We start from the raw sequence: 18,644 nt of genomic DNA on the forward strand, positions 1-18,644 counted from the left end.
ATCCTCTGTTACTATACAGAACTTAAATTTTAAAAATAAAGAAAAAAATGGACTAGGAACCACTTGTTTTGAGTATATAATGTGAAGGACTTAGTAGGTTTATTAACGAAAGGAGAGTTATTTTATGGTAACTGAAGAAGATACATATCTAGGAACATCAAGCTTTAACCGTATTACTGACTATCAAAGTTTTGACGATAGTTCGGATTCTGAGGATGAGTTTGAACAAGCTGCAGACCCAAGGGAGAATGCTGAGCCTAACGAAAACCAAGCCATGATCGTTGACTATAGTAAGCTAACAATGAAAGAGTTGAAACACGAGAAAGAAGATTTGTACAAAGAAATCATCCCAGCTTATGAAGAAGGGGATTTGGATACCAATCAATCGAAAGAAAAATTACGTAACTTGTTAAACATACGATACCAAATTCTTGCTAGAAATCAGCTTAAAAAACAATTCGGTATTGATGTTCACGCTTTGTATCATAAAGATCATTTGTTTGATGATCGAAGCGTAGAAGGGCAACCATTGAATCAAACATACAAAAAAAAAATAGTTGCTCTTTCTAATGGAATCTCAGACCCTCCAAAACAATCAGTAGATTATTTAGATAAACCATCAAAAAAAGATCTAAAAGAAATTGGTGAGCTCTATAAGCAAATAAAGAAGTTAAAAACAAAAGATTTAGAAAAAGCAAGGAGTTTAGTTAAGCTTTTGCATAACAAACTTCAACCTGAATTGAATAAAAAATTACAATACCTAAATGATCGACATAGCTATGACTATTACGATCTAAGTCGAAGCAAAACTTTACAAAAAGCAAGGATACACGATATAGATAGTAAAAATATACTTATAACAAATAGCAAAGAACGTTTAACTCATAGAAGCTATAATCATAAAACATTTGACTTTGACATTCATACTAAAAATAAGAAGGAACTAAAGCAACTAGAAGAGAAGTACAATAAATCACTTGCTTCGTTGATTAAAAAATCAAGAAAGCAAGAAGTCCCTGGTTTGAATGAGCGTATTAAATGGACTATAGGACAACTACGTGATGTCCGTCTTCATCTTTATGTCGTAAGAAACGTGGATCGTGTTTCTAGTATTGACCTGCGCGAGTTTTGTGAAAAATATGCTCCAAGAATAGGGGAAAATCCGCAACGACTCTATCGGTCGTTTCAATTGACACTGGCAGATCATTTAAAAACGTCGGGGTCTAGCTTAAGTGAAAGGCAATCTATTGATAAAAAATATCAAGAATTAAAAAAAGAGGATAGTGAAATAAACTGGAATGAATCGAAGAAGAAGATAAACGAACTCTGTTCCCAAATATTCCGGGTACTTAAACATAATGGCTTGATAGAAGCTAACGCCTATAAGTACAAAAATGACTTAGAAAATAATAGTCCTATCTATAAGCTATTTGAAAAAGAGATTGAAGAGATCAAAAAGACTACATTAGAAAATGCTGTTCCTGAAATTTCAAAAGAACGAAGTGAGTATGTAGAATTAGGAATAAAAGATTTGAGGAAAACAAAAAAGAAATTATATGATGAGATTATTACGGCGTATCGAAACGGGTATGGAGACACTCCAAGCTTTAAAGAAAATTTACGAGATTTACTAGAAGTTCGTTACCAAATTGCAATGAAAAAAGGGGTGAAACGAAATGTTTTTAGCCTAATGACAAAAGCGGAAAATTCAGTCGCAACAAAAAGCTATAATTATTACGATCTCAGCACAAGCAATACGTTAAAAAAAGCAGGTATACATAACATAGATAGTAAGATGATTCTCAGTAAGGAAAATGAATACACATTAAATGAACAAGATCAAGAATATCTTACAAAAAATGAGCAAGAATTGGAACAAGAATTAACTGATTTGAAAAATCTGAAGAATACACTTGATAAACAATCAAGTGAACAAACAGATCCTCGGCTGAAAAAGCAAATGGAAGTGGGATTAGCTGAATTAACAGCTCAAATAGAGGACACTTCTCTTCATCATCGTGTATTGCGAGATATAAACGAATTTGTTGGTATTGATCTCCAAGAGTTTTGTGAAAAATATGCTCGAAGAGTAGGGGAAGATCCACAAAAATTACATTATATGTTTCAAAAAAAAGCAGTAGAAAAATTAAAAACGTATAATGGAAATGTTGAAGAAACAAAGTCAGAATTAAAATTTGTTGCTGAGAGCTACGAGAGCATAAAACAGGATGATAAAAAAAAATACTGGAAGAAAGCGAATAGGGAGATAAACACCCTTATTTCAAAAATAAACAATGTATTTGAAACGGATGAGTTAACCGAAAGTCAACACTTACAGGAACCACGATTATCTGTGGGAGAAGGACAATCAAGCAGAAGTAGTTTATTGGATAAAAAAGATGATGCAACTCCAGAAGAAACAAATTTAAATTTAGAAGTGATAAATCCTATAATAGTCAGCAAGATAGAAGGAAAAACAGGCAGTTTAGATCAACATACCTCTCAAACCAAAAAAACAGGTGGCATGCCTTTGTTTAGACCTACATATTTGAATAATATCGATGACTTGCAAAACAACCCAATATATCAAAGAATCGCTAGACAATTAAGTAATGAAGTGGGGAATAATGGCAAGTTTAATAACGGAGAAGTGTATAACAGAAAGGTAGATAACGGTAGATTGAGTAATGGTCAGCAAAAAGAACTTAGAGTAATTTTAGGAAACTATGGCACACAGGAGGTCAAAATAGATTCGCAGTCTGAAAGACCTACAGCATCTCGAAATCTTGTAAGCCGGCTAAATAATCCTAAGGACGCCGTTGGGTACGACAGATAAGTAATCAATAAATCTGAACATTTAACTTTTTAACTCCGTTAAGAAATGATCGGAAATTGATGTTGGTTATGAGAGATAGAATAATTGGGATAGAAAGAAGAAAAGTTTCTTTCTGTCTTTTTTATTTGGTAGGTTTTGCCATAACGGAACATGTTTGTAGGTTGAAATAATAAAAATAAGCGATTGGATCCTTGACAATTCACCCTCTCTTTCCGGAGGTGCGAATTTAAATAAGGGCAGTTCATCTAATCAACAGGGTGATGTTCAACGCTTAGGAGAGCTTTTGGAGAACAGGCGTGAATCAAGTTCGAGTCTGCAATCAACATCAAGGATTGCAGGCTCCACAAGTCCTGTAAGGAAGATAACAGAACATAATGAAATTACTGAATACGGTAGTAGATAAGTAATCAGAACTATAAGAGTCATCAACGTAAAAATCAGCGCCATCATTTCAATTTTAGAAATGATGGCGCTGATTGGATCATTAACTATGTTTATATCGCTTATTTACTTTGGGCTCTTTTTTTTGATACCACACATATAGGATAAAAAGTCCGATACAAAGAACGAACAAAATCGATCCGATGATAAAACCTTGAGGTAAGTAACTAAAAGTGACGGTATGTTTGCCTGCAGGTAGTTTGATCATTACAAAGGCATCTTTGAAGTTTTCGACTTTGACTGCCTTTCCATCGATTTTTGCGGACCAACCAGCATCATAAGGGATCGTTGTGACTAGCATTCTTTCTTCGGATGTGTTGACAGTACCAGTGGCTGTTCGGCCGGTCGTTTTCATAGCAACACCATTTTCTTTGATTTGATTCATTGCTGCTTGATAAGCAACAACATCAAGTCCAAGAACTTTAGGTTCCATAAAGCTAACCTCTTTTGTGCCATAAAAACTAGCGGAGAAAGTAACTGTTGTGTCTTGAGGATAATATCCTAGATCATAATATTGTCCAGAAATACTGATCTGAGTCTTTCGTGACACACCGTTGACAGTAATCGTGGCGGTAGAGCTTTCTAATTGGGCATAGTTAGTAGGGAACAAACTGAGATAAGCTTGTGTGTTTGCTGGTACACGCACTTCCCAAGTAAGCGTTTTGGGCTGGTTATTCGCAGTTTCAGAATAAGTCACCCCGGTAGACGTCTTGTTTACTGTGACGTTTTGTTGGCTTTTCAAAGTTGGTGTGTAGAAAGTAAAATACCGCTCATTTAAATCAGCCAGACGATTGATCAAATTGGTTTGGCTCGTGAGATTGTCAGTTAATGGTTGTTCCACGTGATTAATATCTAATGGTGCTGTAAAAGCTAGCGGTAAAGCATTTAAATTTTTATAGAGTGTATAGTCACCGCTCTGACTTTCTTTCACAAAGCCATATTTGCTAAAGCTGCTGTCGTTTTTAGCAATATTATATTTTATTCCTGTAAACCCATCCATCAATAACGTATTGTTTGCGTAGCGGATATTAAGATTTGTTCCTCTTGAACGAAAGCCTAACGAATCTAGATAAGCAGAAGAGTTCCTGTTTCTAATAGAAGAAAACAAACTGATACCACTATAGCCATAGTTAATGGAATCATTAGGAGAAATCGGATCAAGATTTTCTAATCGATAAAAAGTATCCGATTCTTTTTTTGTCTGATCAACAAGTGACTTGATGCTAGGAGCAGGATCAGTATATAAGCTTCGTGAAGCATAATTCCAATCGTCTAATATCCCATGAATCATACTATTCGTATTGACACTTGCTTCTCCTGTCATCAGTAACAGTAACAATAAGCTAAGGTATTTAACGGGCTGTTTTGGTTGCTGGAAAAAGCCAATTGTTAATGCGTAAAGACTCAAGAAAACAATCGTTAAGACAAACGATGTCGTTGTAATATAAGAGTAACTATTATTAGGCTTAAGGCCCCATGCGATAGCAAAAACTGCTGCTAAAATGATGATGATACTTAGGAGTAAGCCTTGATCCTCTTTAGTTATTCGTTCCCATCCTTTGGCCGCTAACAAAAGGACGAGAAAAGAAAACAAATAGGAATAGCGGAACAAAAACATATTTGGCGCATGCATACCATGCCAAAAGAGGTTGAGTGGTACAAGATAGAAACTAGCAATCAATAAAGCAAATAAACTACCATACAAAAGTTTGTTCTTTAAGTTGATTTTTCGACTAGCAAAATAAAATAGACATAAAACTAATGGAAACAAACCAGCATAAATAAAAGGAATGGAGCCATATTTGGTTGTGTCATAGACACCGATCATGTTTTTCATGATGATATCCAAATATGAGGTAGCTTCGGTTTTTAGTGTAGTGATCTGTGTTAATGTTTCGCCATTTGATCGGAGATCCAAGACTGCTGGAAGAATAATGATCATTGATGCTCCACCAGCTAATAAGGAAGTAATCCCATAAGGTACAATCGATTTTTTGTAGAGTGACCATTTTGTAAACAGCCTTGCCATAAAATAAAGAAAAGAAAAAATACCGATCATAAAGCCCATATAAAAACTGGATAAAAAGAGCAATAAGTAACTAACAAATAATAATGTTGGTCGTTTATAATCCATGACCCGATGGATACCCAAAATAATAAGTGGAAGATAAATAAACGCATCCAACCACATAATGATCTCAGAATGAGCGGTAATGAAAGAGATCGAAGCATAGCTAACACTTAAAGCCACTTGTCCCCAACGTGGAATTTTATACGTCCGCGCAAGGAACCAAAAAGATAATCCAGCAAACCCAACTTTAAGCAGAGTGAGAAAATATAAAGCATCAGGCATCATATTATTAGGAAACAAAAGAACAAGCGGAGTAAATAATCCGCCTAAGTAATATGAAATTAAAGATAAATAATTCAGACCTAATGAGGCGTTCCAAGTATAAAAAATACTTTGCTTTCCTAATAACATGTTCCGAAAGCTTGCATGGAAATTTGAAAATTGAGAAAATGCATCACTTGCAAGAATGCTTCGGCTACTTCCTGGATAAATTCCGATACTTAAGTAAACTAACGCAAGTATCAAAAAAGGGATCAGAAAACTAGCAAAAGCATAACGACCATTTTCTTTAAAAAAAAGTTTGATTTTTGTTTTCATTGATTCATTCACCAAATTTCTATGAAATATGAAGTTATCTCTAGTTTATCATATTCATATTTTTAACTACATGAAAAGACTTGGCATTTCCAAAAAAATAAAAAAACAATAATAAATAACGTTTATTTTGAAAATAAAAGGCAAAAAAACTTATATAAACTGATTTTATAAATAATAAAATACCAGTTTTTAAAAGAATACATGTTTAATATTAAGGACTTGGCAAAACCTAAAAAGCCTACAAATGATCGTTCATCAAGATCATTTGTAGGCTTTTCAACTAACTTCTTTTATGAAAAGTAAGGCATTATAATAAAAATAAAAACCGTTCACGCACCGAACGGTTCAAACTTCATTCAATTAAACGCGTGCAACTTTTCCTGACTTCAAAGCACGAGTTGACACCCAAACTTTTTTAGGTTTTCCGTCGATCATAACGCGAACTTTTTGTAAGTTAGGTTTAACAGTACGTTTTGTTGAGTTCATCGCATGAGAACGATTGTTTCCACTTTTTGTCTTGCGACCAGTAAAGTAACAAACTTTTGCCATGTAATTTTCCCCCTTTACCTCGATTTGGAGCGATAGAATAATTCAGCTCATACCAGAATAACATATCATATGAAGGGGTAATATGCAAGTGTCTTTTCATAGCAAGAATTGACAATCCATGGGAATAATTGTAAATTATACAGGACTAATTTTAAAATTTTCAGCGGTTTTTGAGTACTTTAGGGTAACTGCCTTTTATTTCGGGTGACGCTATGATAAAATATGATAGAAGAAAAATGGGAGTATTTTGCCCGTTAAGGAGGCTCATTCATGGCTGTAAAAATTCAAACGTCAGCTGGAACCATTGAAATTACCAATGATGTGATTGCAACAGTTGTTGGTGGCGCCGCAACAGATGTGTTCGGTGTTGTAGGAATGGCCAGCAAGAACCAAATAAAAGATAATATTACTGAAATTCTACGAAAAGAAAATTATTCTCGAGGAGTAGTTGTTCGCCAAGAAGCTAATGGTATCGCAGTAGATGTTTATACGATCATTAGTTATGGTACAAAAATTTCAGAAGTTTCTCGCAATGTCCAAGAAAAAGTAAAATACAACTTGGAGACATTACTAGGTGTAACAGCCAATTCTGTTAATGTTTTCGTCCAAGGTGTTCGTGTACTGCCAGACTAGGCAGAAGGCTTGCTGAATGATTCAGCAGTCGATCTGAAGGAGGATTATCTAGGTGAGTGTAACAGAAATCAGTGCAAGCCAATTCCAGGAAATGGTTCAGGCGGGCGCGAATCGTCTGCAAGTAAATGCAGAATATGTCAATTCGTTAAATGTATTCCCAGTTCCTGATGGAGATACAGGTACCAATATGAATTTATCTATGACAAGTGGAGCTAAAGCAGTTGCTGATTCTACTTCTGAAAAAGTAGGCGAGTTAGCAGCAATGTTATCAAAAGGCCTACTAATGGGAGCCAGAGGAAATTCAGGAGTTATTTTGTCTCAATTATTCCGAGGCTTTTCAAAGCAAATACCTGACGTGACAGTGTTAAACGCTGCAGATTTAGCTGCGGCTTTTACGCATGGCGTTGAGACAGCTTATAAAGCAGTCATGAAGCCTGTTGAAGGAACCATTTTGACAGTAGCCCGTGAAGCTGCAAAAGCAGGAGAAAAGAAAGCTAAAACAAGTGACGACGTTGTTGAAGTGATGACGGCTGTGGTAAAAGGTGGGAAACGTGCCTTAGCGAAAACACCTGATTTGTTACCAGTGTTAAAAGAAGTCGGTGTCGTCGATAGTGGCGGTCAAGGTTTGCTATTTGTATATGAAGGCTTCTTAAGTGCCTTGAATGGTGAGTTCAAAATGACAGAAGTCTATGAACCATCACCAGCTGAAATGGATGAAATGGTCAATGCTGAGCATCATCGCAGTGTCCAAGGTCAATTAGCAACAGAAGATATCCATTATGGTTACTGTACAGAAATCATGGTAAAAATCGGTGAAGGGCCAACCGTCGATAGCCAATTTGACTATGAAGAATTTCGTAATTACTTAGATGGAATCGGTGATTCATTATTGGTTGTTAATGATGATGAGATCATTAAGGTCCACGTGCATACCGAAAATCCAGGTGAAGTATTAAATTATGGACAAAAATTTGGTTCATTAGTAAAAATCAAAGTCGACAACATGCGTTTACAGCATGAAACGATTTTAGAACACGATGAGCAAGCGAAGCCACAAAAAGCAGCTCGTACACCTTATGGGATCGTAGCGATTGCAGCCGGTAAAGGAGTGCAAGAGTTATTTGAAAGTTTAGGAGCAAACTACGTCATTAGTGGTGGACAAACGATGAACCCAAGTACGGAAGATATCGTTAAAGCGATCAAGGAAGTCAATGCGGATAAAGTCATCGTATTACCAAACAATAAAAATATCTTCATGGCTGCGGATCAAGCGGCTGAAGTAGCAGATATCCCAGTAGCGGTCGTACCATCAAAAACGATCTCACAAGGATTAACTGCGATGCTTTCATTTAATGATCAAGTATCGTTGGAAGAAAACAAAGCGACTATGACAGAAATGCTTGCAAGTGTCGTTAGTGGGCAGATTACTCATGCGATTCGTGACACAACCATTGATGGTGTGAAAATTACTGAGGGCGATTTCTTAGGGATGATTGATGGGAAAATCGTTATCTCAGATTCTGACATGATGGCAACTTCATTCGCTACCTTAGAAAAAATGATCACTGAAGAAACAGAAATTGTGACGATTTTAGCAGGTGAAGGTGGTTCGGTTCATCAAGCAGAAGAATTATCAGCTAAATTAGTTGAACAACATCCAGATTTAGAAATTGAAATTCATCAAGGCGATCAACCGGTTTATCCGTATTTATTCTCTGCAGAATAGAAAAGGACAATCCTTTTCGCCTGAACGAACGGTAAAAGAACGGGGGCTGTACCAGGTTGTTGGTGCAGCCCTATTTCTAAGGAATGGATTGATGGTGAAACATACGGTAAAGGAGGGTGAAATATGAGGTCTTTAAATGATCCAGTGACGATGTTAGCCGGTGTGGGAGCAAAAAGGGCGGATAGTCTTGCTAGTCTGGGAATCCAAACCATCGAAGACCTATTGACCTATTATCCTTTTCGCTATGAAGACATTCAAGAAAGAAATTTAAATGAAATACTTGATCAAGAAAAAGTGACTTTAAAAGGCCTGGTTGTTTCACCACCAGTAATGAGTCGCTTTGGATACAAAAAGAATCGACTCCAATTTCGTATGATGCAGGATCATGCTGTTTTCAATGTTTCTTTTTTCAATCAACCATATTTGAAAGATAAAGTGATCTTATCCGAAGAAATTGCTGTCTATGGAAAATGGGATGCGAAACGGAAGTCATTAAATGGTATGAAAATTTTGGGTTCTCAAGCGGTGGATGATTTTTCTCCAATCTATCATGTCAATAAATCAATCCGTCAAACAACTTTAGTCGATTTGATTCGAAGAGGGTTCGAAGAGTATGGTGATTTGATCGAAGAGAATCTTCCCAATGGATTAGTTGAGAAATATCGACTGTTGGATCGGCCAACAGCTGTTAAGAGCATGCATTTTCCGAAAAATCATGAAGAAAACCATCAAGCAAAACGAAGAATTGTCTTTGAAGAATTCTTTTTATTTCAAATGCGACTTCAAGGGCTTAAAAAATCGGAAAAAGCAGAAACAAATGGCATTGAAATTTTATATGACATCCAGCGCTTGAAACAATTTATTCAAAAACTACCTTTTGAATTGACGGATGCCCAAAAAAGAGTCACGAATGAAATTTGTCGTGACTTAAGAAGTCCGCAACATATGCAACGCCTATTGCAAGGTGATGTAGGTAGCGGAAAGACGATTGTTGCAGCAATTGCCTTATATGCGGCGGTCACTGCAGGGTTTCAAGGCGCATTGATGGTACCAACTGAAATTTTGGCACAACAACACATGGAAAGCCTTCTTCAATTATTTGATGCGCAAGAAGTTAAACTTGCTCTGTTAACGGGTTCGACGAAAGCCAAAGAACGAAGAGAACTACTCGAATTGCTGGAACAAGGAGAAATCGATATCGTTGTCGGTACCCATGCGTTGATTCAAGAAGGAGTCGAATTTCAACACTTAGGTTTAGTTATTACGGATGAACAACATCGTTTTGGTGTGAATCAGCGAAAAGTACTCCGTGAAAAAGGCTGGCGTCCAGATGTTTTATTTATGACAGCCACACCAATTCCTCGGACTTTAGCGATTACTGCATACGGAGAAATGGATGTTTCGGTAATTGACGAACTTCCAGCTGGCCGGATTCCAATAGAGACGAGATGGGTTCGTACGCCACAATTAAATAGTGTGTTAGATTGGACATGGAAGGAACTGGCGAAAGGACATCAAATGTATGTCATTTGCCCGTTGATTGAAGAGTCAGAAGCATTAGACGTTAAAAACGCTGTTGAAATTTATGAAAAATTAAGTGCGCTTTTTGCGCCTCAGTATGAAGTCGGATTGTTACATGGTAAAATGAAGAACCAGGAAAAAGAAGCAATTATGGAAACATTTAAAGAAAACAAGATGCAAATCTTGGTTTCAACGACGGTCATCGAAGTGGGTGTAAATGTTCCGAATGCTACAGTCATGTTGATCATGGATGCTGATCGTTTTGGATTAGCACAGTTACATCAATTACGTGGACGTGTTGGACGTGGTAGTGATGCTTCTTATTGTGTATTGGTAGCTAATCCTAAAAATGAATTAGGGATTGAGCGAATGAAAATAATGACAGAAACGAACAATGGCTTTATTCTAAGTGAGAAAGATTTAGAGTTGCGTGGACCAGGAGAAGTATTTGGTTTTCGCCAATCAGGCTTACCGCAATTTGCAATTGCTGATCTTGTAACAGATAGTAATATATTAGAGGTAGCTCGTGATGAGGCACAAAAGCTATGGCAGTTAAAGGATTGGCAACTATTGCCAGAATACCAACATTTGGTCCGCAGTTTAGACTTGGAAAATCAAGATAATCGTTATTTTGATTAATAGACTGTGCTATACTTTATAGTGATGATAAAAAAGGAGTGGAAATAATGAAAATTGCCGTAGATGCAATGGGTGGAGATCACGCACCACAAGCCATTGTGGAAGGTGTGGCTTTAGCTCAAAAAGATTTCCCAGATGTGGAATTTATCCTTTATGGTAAGGAAAATGAAATAAGAAAATATCTAACAACAGAACACAATGTGACGATCATTCATACAGATGAAAAAATCGATAGTGATGATGAACCAGTTAAAGCCATTCGCCGTAAGAAGAATGCTTCGATGGTTTTGGCAGCACAAGCTGTCAAAAATGGTGAAGCAGACGCGATTTTTTCAGCGGGGAACACTGGCGCATTATTAGCAGCTGGACTCTTTATTGTTGGTCGTATCAAAAACATCGAACGCCCTGGTCTGATGTCTACTTTACCGGTAGTCGGTCAACCCAATGCAGGGTTTGATATGCTTGATCTAGGTGCAAATGCTGAAAATAAACCGGAACATTTATTACAATATGGAATCTTAGGCTCATTTTATGCAAGAAAAGTCCGAGGAATCGGTAGACCTCGAGTTGCTTTATTGAATAATGGGACGGAAGCAACAAAAGGAAGCGAATTAACTAAAAAAGCTTTCGAATTACTTCAAAATGAAACCAGTTTGAATTTTATTGGAAACGTTGAAGCGAGGGAACTATTGAACGGGGTAGTAGATGTTGTTGTAACCGATGGATTTACAGGCAATGCAGTATTGAAATCCATTGAGGGGACAGCAATGAATCTGATGGACCTTCTGAAAGCTGCCATTTTAAATGAAGGGTTTAAAGGAAAAATGGGCGCACTATTATTGAAAGATGGGTTACGTTCATTAAAATCAGAAATGGATTATTCAAAACATGGCGGAGCAGTTCTTTTTGGATTAAAGGCACCAGTCATCAAAACTCACGGTGCGACTGGACCAGATGCAGTGAGACATACCATCAGACAAATCCACACTATGTTGGAAACCAATGTGGTAGGGCAGTTAGTTGAACAATTCGAAAAACCTGCAGAATAATGTTTCTGGTTGCTCGTCGACGACCCTATAGAAAAAAAGGTGGACAATCTTAGAAAATGTCAGTAAAATTAGCCTTGGTGAAGGAAATCGGCAATTTTGATAATTGTTGGAGGTGAAAACATTGTCACGTGAAGAAGTATTTAATAAAGTAGCGAAAATTATTTCAAATCATTTTGAAATTGATACAGATAAAGTAACTGATGAATTAAATATCAAAGATGACCTAAAAGCTGACTCAATCAGCATCATGGAATTTGTTTTGGAACTTGAAGATGAGTTTGGAACAGAAATTTCTGACGAAGATGCAGAACAAATTGAAACAGTTGGTGGGGCAGTTGACTACATCAGCAATCATCTTAACTAATCATTAGCATGAAAGTGAGTAAAGATCAATCGGATCTTTACTCACTTTTTTTTAATTTTTCAAGTGATTTATCTTTATTTTAAATAGATTTTTCTGACAATTCTGGCAACTGACTGAAATTTTCTTGCATTGTAGAGGGGTTTTATATATAATTATTAATAATATATTGCACTATCCTTAGAATAACGCTTATTATAAAACGTTTTATTCTGTGGGATATCATTTTTTATTAAGAAAACTTCCAACCAGGGAGCAGAGAGGGGTATTCGATTGTCAGATAATCAACTATTAGATGTTCAGAACCTACATACAGGCTTCCGTCTTAAAGATGAGTATTACGATGCAGTAGATGACGTTTCTTTTACATTAGATAAAAACGAGATCTTAGCAATCGTTGGAGAATCTGGTTGCGGGAAAAGTACATTAGCGACTACTATTATGGGGTTACTTGATCCAAACAACACAAAGATCACAGGCGAAATTTTATATAATGATTTAAACTTGATTGAATTGAATGAAACTTTGTATAACAAAATCCGCGGGAATGATATTGGGATGATTTTCCAAGATCCGTTATCTGCGTTAAACCCTTTGATGCGTATTGAAGATCAAATTAAGGAAGGGTTATCTTATCATACCAAAATGAACGCTGAACAACGGCAAGCACGTGCCTTGGAATTGCTGGAGCAAGTTGGGATTCCTAATCCTGCAAGAGTCGGACGACAATATCCCCATGAATTATCTGGGGGGATGAGACAGCGGGTAATCATCGCCATTGCGATTGCGTGTAAGCCACCGATTGTTATTGCAGATGAGCCAACGACAGCGCTAGATGTAACGATTCAAGCGCAAATCCTTGATTTATTAAAAGACTTACAAGAAGAAACCAAAACAGGAATCATTCTGATCACGCATGACTTAGGTGTTGTGGCAGAAATGGCTGATCGGGTAGCGGTAATGTATGGTGGTCAATTTGTTGAAGTAGCTGGGGTCAAAGAACTTTTTGAAAATCCTAAACACCCTTATACCCGTTCATTGTTGAACTCTATTCCTCAAGAGGGGAACCATGAAGCTGAGCTCCATGTGATTGAAGGCGTTGTTCCTTCTTTGAAAAATATGCCACGAACTGGTTGTCGTTTTGCTCCTCGGATTCCTTGGATCCCAGCCAGTGATCACGAAGAAAACCCTGTCCTTCATGAAATTGCTCCGAATCATTTGGTTCGTTGCTCTTGCTACAAACATTTCCACTTTAGAGACGAAAAAGGAGAGGTGTAGATGACAGAATTAATTACAATCAGCGATTTGAAAGTACACTATCCTATTCGTAGTGGATTCTTTAATCGAGTAACGGATCATGTATATGCAGTAGATGGTGTCGACTTCATTATTGAAAAAGGAAAAACGTATGGCTTAGTCGGAGAATCTGGTTCTGGTAAATCAACGACAGGGAAAGCAGTCGTTGGATTAGAAAAAGTGACTTCAGGACAAATCATTTATGAAGGTAAAGATGTCACTAAAAAAAGTAACCGACAAAAAATTGGCTATAACAAAGATGTTCAAATGATCTTCCAAGACTCAATGTCCAGCTTGAATCCTAAAAAGCGAGTATTGGATATTATTGCAGAACCGATCCGTAACTTTGAACGTTTGAGTGATCAAGAGGAAAAGAAAAAAGTGAAAAATCTACTGGATATCGTAGGGATGCCGGAAGATGCGCTGTATAAATATCCACATGAGTTTTCAGGTGGACAGCGTCAACGTTTAGGGGTTGCACGTGCAGTTGCGACAAACCCAAAACTCATCGTAGCAGATGAACCAGTTTCTGCATTGGATTTATCCGTTCAGGCGCAAGTATTAAATTTCATGAAACGAATCCAACAAGAATTTGGTTTAAGTTATTTATTTATTTCTCATGACTTGGGAGTCGTGAAACATATGTGTGATAATATCGCAATTATGTATAAAGGTCGATTCGTTGAAATTGGTACACGAGAAGATATTTATAATGATCCACGTCATATCTATACGAAACGTTTACTGTCTGCTATCCCTCGGATTGATGTCGAAAATCGGGAGTTACACAAAGAGAATCGACGAAGAGTGGAACGTGAGTACATCCAAAATCAAAAGGAGTACTACGATGCAACTGGTCGAGTGTACGATCTCCGTACGATCACACCGACGCATAAAGTAGCGTTGAAAGATGGAGGTGCCAGCTAATGTGGAAAACGATATTACGACGTGTATTATTAATGATCCCACAAGTTATTATTCTTAGTATTTTGATCTTTATGTTGGCAAAAGCGATGCCTGGAGATCCTTTTACCGGGTTGATCAACCCCAACCAAGATCCAGCAGTCATCGAGCAAATGAGACAGGCAGCTGGTTTGAATGATCCTTGGTATGTCCAGTATTTCCGATGGATCGGGAATGCGTTACAAGGAGACTTCGGTCAAAGTTTCTTATACAAACGTTCAGTTTCTGATTTGATTGGTGAGCGTATCGTCAATACTCTTTACTTGTCGATCTTAACAGTTATCATTACTTATTTGATTGCTGTACCACTAGGTATGTTGGCGGGCAGATACCAAAACTCATTTTTGGATAAAGCTGTTGTAATCTACAATTTCTTTAGTTTTGCTGTTCCGTTATTTATCTTTGGATTGATTATGTTATTTGTATTTGGTTATCGTCTAGGTTGGTTCCCAACCAGCGGCTCCCAGACGTTAGGAATCCAAGGGGGCTTTTTCACTCAGTTGATTGATCGCATGAAATACATCATTTTACCATCGATCACTCAAGCCTTTTTAGCTACAGCTGTAACGATCCAGTATTTACGTAGCGAAGTCATTGATTCAAAATCTTTAGACTTTGTGCGAACTGCCCGTTCAAAAGGGGTACCAACCAATAAAGTATTTAGTCGTCATATTTTCCGAAACGCGGCATTGCCGATGGCTTCACAAATGGGTTATGAAATTACTTCCTTGATTGCTGGTTCAGTAGTTATTGAAAAGATTTTTGGCTACCCAGGAGTTGGTAAATTGTTTATTGATTCGATCGGACAACGTGACTATACAGTTATTACCTCCTTAGTATTGATTTTAGGAATTGCGACGTTGATCGGAACCTTGCTTTCAGATATCATCATGAGCATTGTTGATCCACGTATCCGTATCCAATAAAATTCAATCAGAAAGGAGAAAAGACAAATGAGTGATAAAAAGAAAGACGTTGTGCAAGAAAGTATCCCACCAATGGGATTACGAATGATTGCCCGTGAATTTAAAAAAGATAAAATAGCCATTTTTTCATTAGGCTTACTAGTTATTTTATTGTTAGTTATCTTTATCGGTGCGTTATTTACAGACCAAGATAAAGTAATGTATGTCAGCATCTTTGATAAATATGCAGCTCCAGGTGCTATCTCTACCGAGGGGACAAAATTTATTTTAGGAGCAGATGAAGGTGGTCGGGATGTTTTAGGACAACTGATTATCGGTGCAAGAAACTCCGTCACCATTGGTTTTGCAATCACAGTCATCACTTCGATTATCGGGGTTGGACTAGGGATCATTTCTGGGTTTTATGGGGGGATCATCGATAATATTTTGATGCGTATCGTTGACTTCATTATGATTTTACCGATTATGTTGATTATTATCGTATTTGTATCGATTATCTCTAGATATAATGTTTGGTCGTTCATCTTCATTATGAGTGCATTTTATTGGGTTGCTAAAGCTCGATTATTCAGAAGTAAAACTTTATCAGAAGCAAGGCGTGATTATGTGAGTGCTTCAAAAACAATGGGAACAAGTGATTTTAAAATCATGTTCCGTGAAATCATGCCTAACTTAAGTTCATTGATCATTACCAACTTAACGATGAACTTTGCAGCAAATATTGGGATCGAGACCACTTTGACTTTCTTAGGGTTTGGCTTACCAGCAAATGTTCCTAGTTTAGGAACACTAATCGGTTATGCCAGCAACGGTGAGGTTTTAGTGAATCGACAATGGATCTGGTTACCTGCGTCAATTCTAATTTTAGTATTGATGTTGAGTATAAACTATGTTGGACAAGCGTTTAAGCGTTCTGCCGATGCACGCCAACGATTAGGATAAAGAAGAAAGCAAAGGGGGAAATAAGGAATGAAGAAATCAATTTTAGGCGTTGTTACACTTTTTTCAGTAATGGTATTAGCTGCTTGTGGAAGCGGCGGAGGTTCTAACTCTTCTGGGAGTTCAGCAAATAACGGTGAGAAGAAGGAATTAACATTTCCAATCTCAACGAAAAATGATAAAGATGCAATAAAAGATGGCGAATTGGAGGCTGCAGTAGCAACCGATAGTCAATTCAAAGGATTGTTCCAATGGGAATTTTATCAAGATTCTTACGATGCAGCATTTATGGCACCTTCTCATGAAGCACTATTTACAAATGATGCGGACTTCAAGATCACAAATGATGGTGCAGCGAGTTTAGATTTAGACCAAGAGACGAAAAAAGCAACGATCAAAGTAAAAGACAATGTAAAATGGTCAGATGGTAAAGATGTAACCGCTGATGACGTGATTTTCCCTTATGAAATTATCGGTAACAAGGATTATACAGGTATCCGTTATGATGATAACTTCCGAAACATCGTTGGGATGGAAGAATACCATAGCGGTAGCGCTCCGACAATCTCAGGTATCAAAAAAGTGGACAATAAGACAGTTGAAATCGAATATAAAAAAGTGGAACCAAGTATGCTTCAATCAGGTGGTGGGATTTGGGCATATGCAGCTCCAAAACACACACTTGAAGGTGTAGCAATCAAAGACATGGAATCAAGTGATCAAGTACGTAAAAATCCAGTGACTTTTGGTCCATATTACATGAGTAATATCGTTGCAGGAGAATCAGTAGAGTATCTACCAAATGAATATTACTGGAATGGCAAACCACAATTGAAAAAAATCACGATGAAATCATTGCCGATTGCTAGTGCAACAGAAGCTTTGAACTCAAAACTTTATGACATGATTTTCCAAATGCCTACAGATACGTATGACACATATAAAGATGTCTCAGGTTACACAAACTTAGGACGTGAACAAACATCATACACTTACTTAGGCTTCAAATTAGGTAAATGGAATGCTGAAAAGAGCAGTGTCGAATACGATCCAAATTCTAAAATGGCAGATAAATCATTGCGACAAGCAATGGGTTATGCATTAGATAACGATGCAGTAGGGGAACGTTTCTATGCAGGGTTAAGAAGCAATGCTACTTCATTGATTCCTCCTGTATTTGAATCATTCCACGATGACGATCTAAAAGGATTTACGCAAGATATCGATAAAGCAAACAAATTATTGGATGATGCTGGCTATAAAGATGTAGATGGTGATGGGTTACGTGAAGATAAAGACGGAAATAAATTAACGATCAACTTTGCTTCAATGTCAGGTGGCGAAACAGCGCAACCATTATCTGATTACTATGTGCAACAATGGAAAAAAATCGGCTTAGATGTGAAATACACGACTGGACGTTTAATCGAATTTAACTCATTCTACGATAAATTAGAAAATGACGATCCTGAAATTGATGTATATCAAGCAGCTTGGAGTACAGGAACTGATCCAAATCCAAACGGACTATGGGGACCAAATGCAGCATTCAACTACACTCGTTTTGAATCAGAAGAAAATACGAAATTGATCAATGATATCAATTCAAGTGAAGCATTTGATGCAGATTACCAAAAAGAAGCATATAAAAAATGGCAAGCATATGCATTTGAAGAAGCTTTCGCAATTCCAACATTGTTCCGTAATGAAGTACTACCAGTGAGCGATCGTACTAAAGATTGGGATTGGTCATATGATGCACCAAATCCATGGGCGAAAGTAACGGTAACAGCAGAATCACGTTCTTAAAATAAGGACATACATGCCGTTTAGCGAAAGTAATGAATGAATCTGGCAATGAGAAAGACCTCCCAAACACGGAAACGGTTTGGGAGGTCTTTTCGTATAGCTGGCAACTTTTGAATACTATTTATCAAATCAATCAAATGATCAGCTAATAAATTCTTTAATCGAAAAAATCATTGGATCCTTGAGGTTTATTAAACCTTTACTTACCTTTTGTCGGAACCATTTCAAATTTAGACAAAAACCAGTATAATAAGGAAGTATTGAAAAAATATCCATAAAGGAATGTGA

General features: G+C 37.1%; 13 protein-coding genes. 11 read left to right on the forward strand and 2 right to left on the reverse strand.

Annotated elements, in window-relative coordinates:
* Positions 1 to 124: 124 nt before the first annotated feature.
* Positions 125 to 2,836, forward strand: coding sequence for a hypothetical protein (locus AB3I12_RS02665; protein ID WP_231105525.1), 2,712 nt, complete (start codon positions 125 to 127; stop codon positions 2,834 to 2,836).
* Positions 2,837 to 3,320: 484 nt separating this feature from the next.
* On the opposite strand, the gene AB3I12_RS02670 is transcribed toward AB3I12_RS02665, so the two are convergent.
* Complete coding sequence (locus tag AB3I12_RS02670; RefSeq protein ID WP_063626403.1) at positions 3,321 to 5,945, reverse strand: YfhO family protein; 2,625 nt, start codon at positions 5,943 to 5,945, stop codon at positions 3,321 to 3,323.
* A 360-nt stretch (positions 5,946 to 6,305) separates the two neighbouring features.
* On the reverse strand, positions 6,306 to 6,494 hold the full coding sequence (gene rpmB, locus AB3I12_RS02675; protein WP_010720425.1) for a 50S ribosomal protein L28: 189 nt from the start codon (positions 6,492 to 6,494) through the stop codon (positions 6,306 to 6,308).
* A 270-nt stretch (positions 6,495 to 6,764) separates the two neighbouring features.
* On the opposite strand from rpmB, the gene AB3I12_RS02680 reads away from it, so the two are divergent.
* The 10 genes from AB3I12_RS02680 to AB3I12_RS02725 all read left to right on the forward strand — a co-directional run bounded on the left by AB3I12_RS02680 (position 6,765) and on the right by AB3I12_RS02725 (position 18,356).
* On the forward strand, positions 6,765 to 7,127 hold the full coding sequence (locus AB3I12_RS02680; RefSeq protein ID WP_010720424.1) for an Asp23/Gls24 family envelope stress response protein: 363 nt from the start codon (positions 6,765 to 6,767) through the stop codon (positions 7,125 to 7,127).
* Positions 7,128 to 7,179: 52 nt separating this feature from the next.
* Positions 7,180 to 8,853, forward strand: coding sequence for a DAK2 domain-containing protein (locus AB3I12_RS02685; RefSeq protein WP_010720423.1), 1,674 nt, complete (start codon positions 7,180 to 7,182; stop codon positions 8,851 to 8,853).
* A 123-nt stretch (positions 8,854 to 8,976) separates the two neighbouring features.
* On the forward strand, positions 8,977 to 11,013 hold the full coding sequence (recG, locus tag AB3I12_RS02690) for an ATP-dependent DNA helicase RecG (protein ID WP_034698627.1): 2,037 nt from the start codon (positions 8,977 to 8,979) through the stop codon (positions 11,011 to 11,013).
* A 47-nt stretch (positions 11,014 to 11,060) separates the two neighbouring features.
* Positions 11,061 to 12,062 carry a phosphate acyltransferase PlsX gene (gene plsX / locus AB3I12_RS02695; protein WP_063626404.1) on the forward strand — a complete coding sequence of 334 codons (1,002 nt, stop codon included), beginning with the start codon at positions 11,061 to 11,063 and terminating at the stop codon, positions 12,060 to 12,062.
* Positions 12,063 to 12,183: 121 nt separating this feature from the next.
* Positions 12,184 to 12,426: an acyl carrier protein gene (acpP, locus tag AB3I12_RS02700; protein ID WP_010720420.1), complete on the forward strand. Its 243-nt coding sequence runs from the start codon at positions 12,184 to 12,186 to the stop codon at positions 12,424 to 12,426.
* A gap of 270 nt (positions 12,427 to 12,696) precedes the next feature.
* On the forward strand, positions 12,697 to 13,701 hold the full coding sequence (locus AB3I12_RS02705) for an ABC transporter ATP-binding protein (RefSeq protein ID WP_010736807.1): 1,005 nt from the start codon (positions 12,697 to 12,699) through the stop codon (positions 13,699 to 13,701).
* A complete protein-coding gene (locus AB3I12_RS02710) occupies positions 13,702 to 14,646 on the forward strand; it encodes an ABC transporter ATP-binding protein (protein WP_010720418.1) in 945 nt (314 codons plus the stop codon).
* The gene (opp4B, locus tag AB3I12_RS02715; protein ID WP_010720417.1) at positions 14,646 to 15,608 is read left to right on the forward strand and encodes an oligopeptide ABC transporter permease; all 963 of its coding nucleotides are present in this window, start codon (positions 14,646 to 14,648) and stop codon (positions 15,606 to 15,608) included. Before AB3I12_RS02710 ends, opp4B begins: the two co-directional genes overlap by 1 nt.
* A gap of 27 nt (positions 15,609 to 15,635) precedes the next feature.
* On the forward strand, positions 15,636 to 16,550 hold the full coding sequence (locus tag AB3I12_RS02720; protein WP_010720416.1) for an ABC transporter permease: 915 nt from the start codon (positions 15,636 to 15,638) through the stop codon (positions 16,548 to 16,550).
* Positions 16,551 to 16,577: 27 nt separating this feature from the next.
* A complete protein-coding gene (locus AB3I12_RS02725) occupies positions 16,578 to 18,356 on the forward strand; it encodes an oligopeptide ABC transporter substrate-binding protein (RefSeq protein WP_063626405.1) in 1,779 nt (592 codons plus the stop codon).
* The last annotated feature ends 288 nt before the right edge of the window (positions 18,357 to 18,644 follow it).

The sequence above is a fragment of the Enterococcus sp. C65 genome, from assembly GCF_040887165.1.
Classification (GTDB): domain Bacteria; phylum Bacillota; class Bacilli; order Lactobacillales; family Enterococcaceae; genus Enterococcus_B; species Enterococcus_B hirae.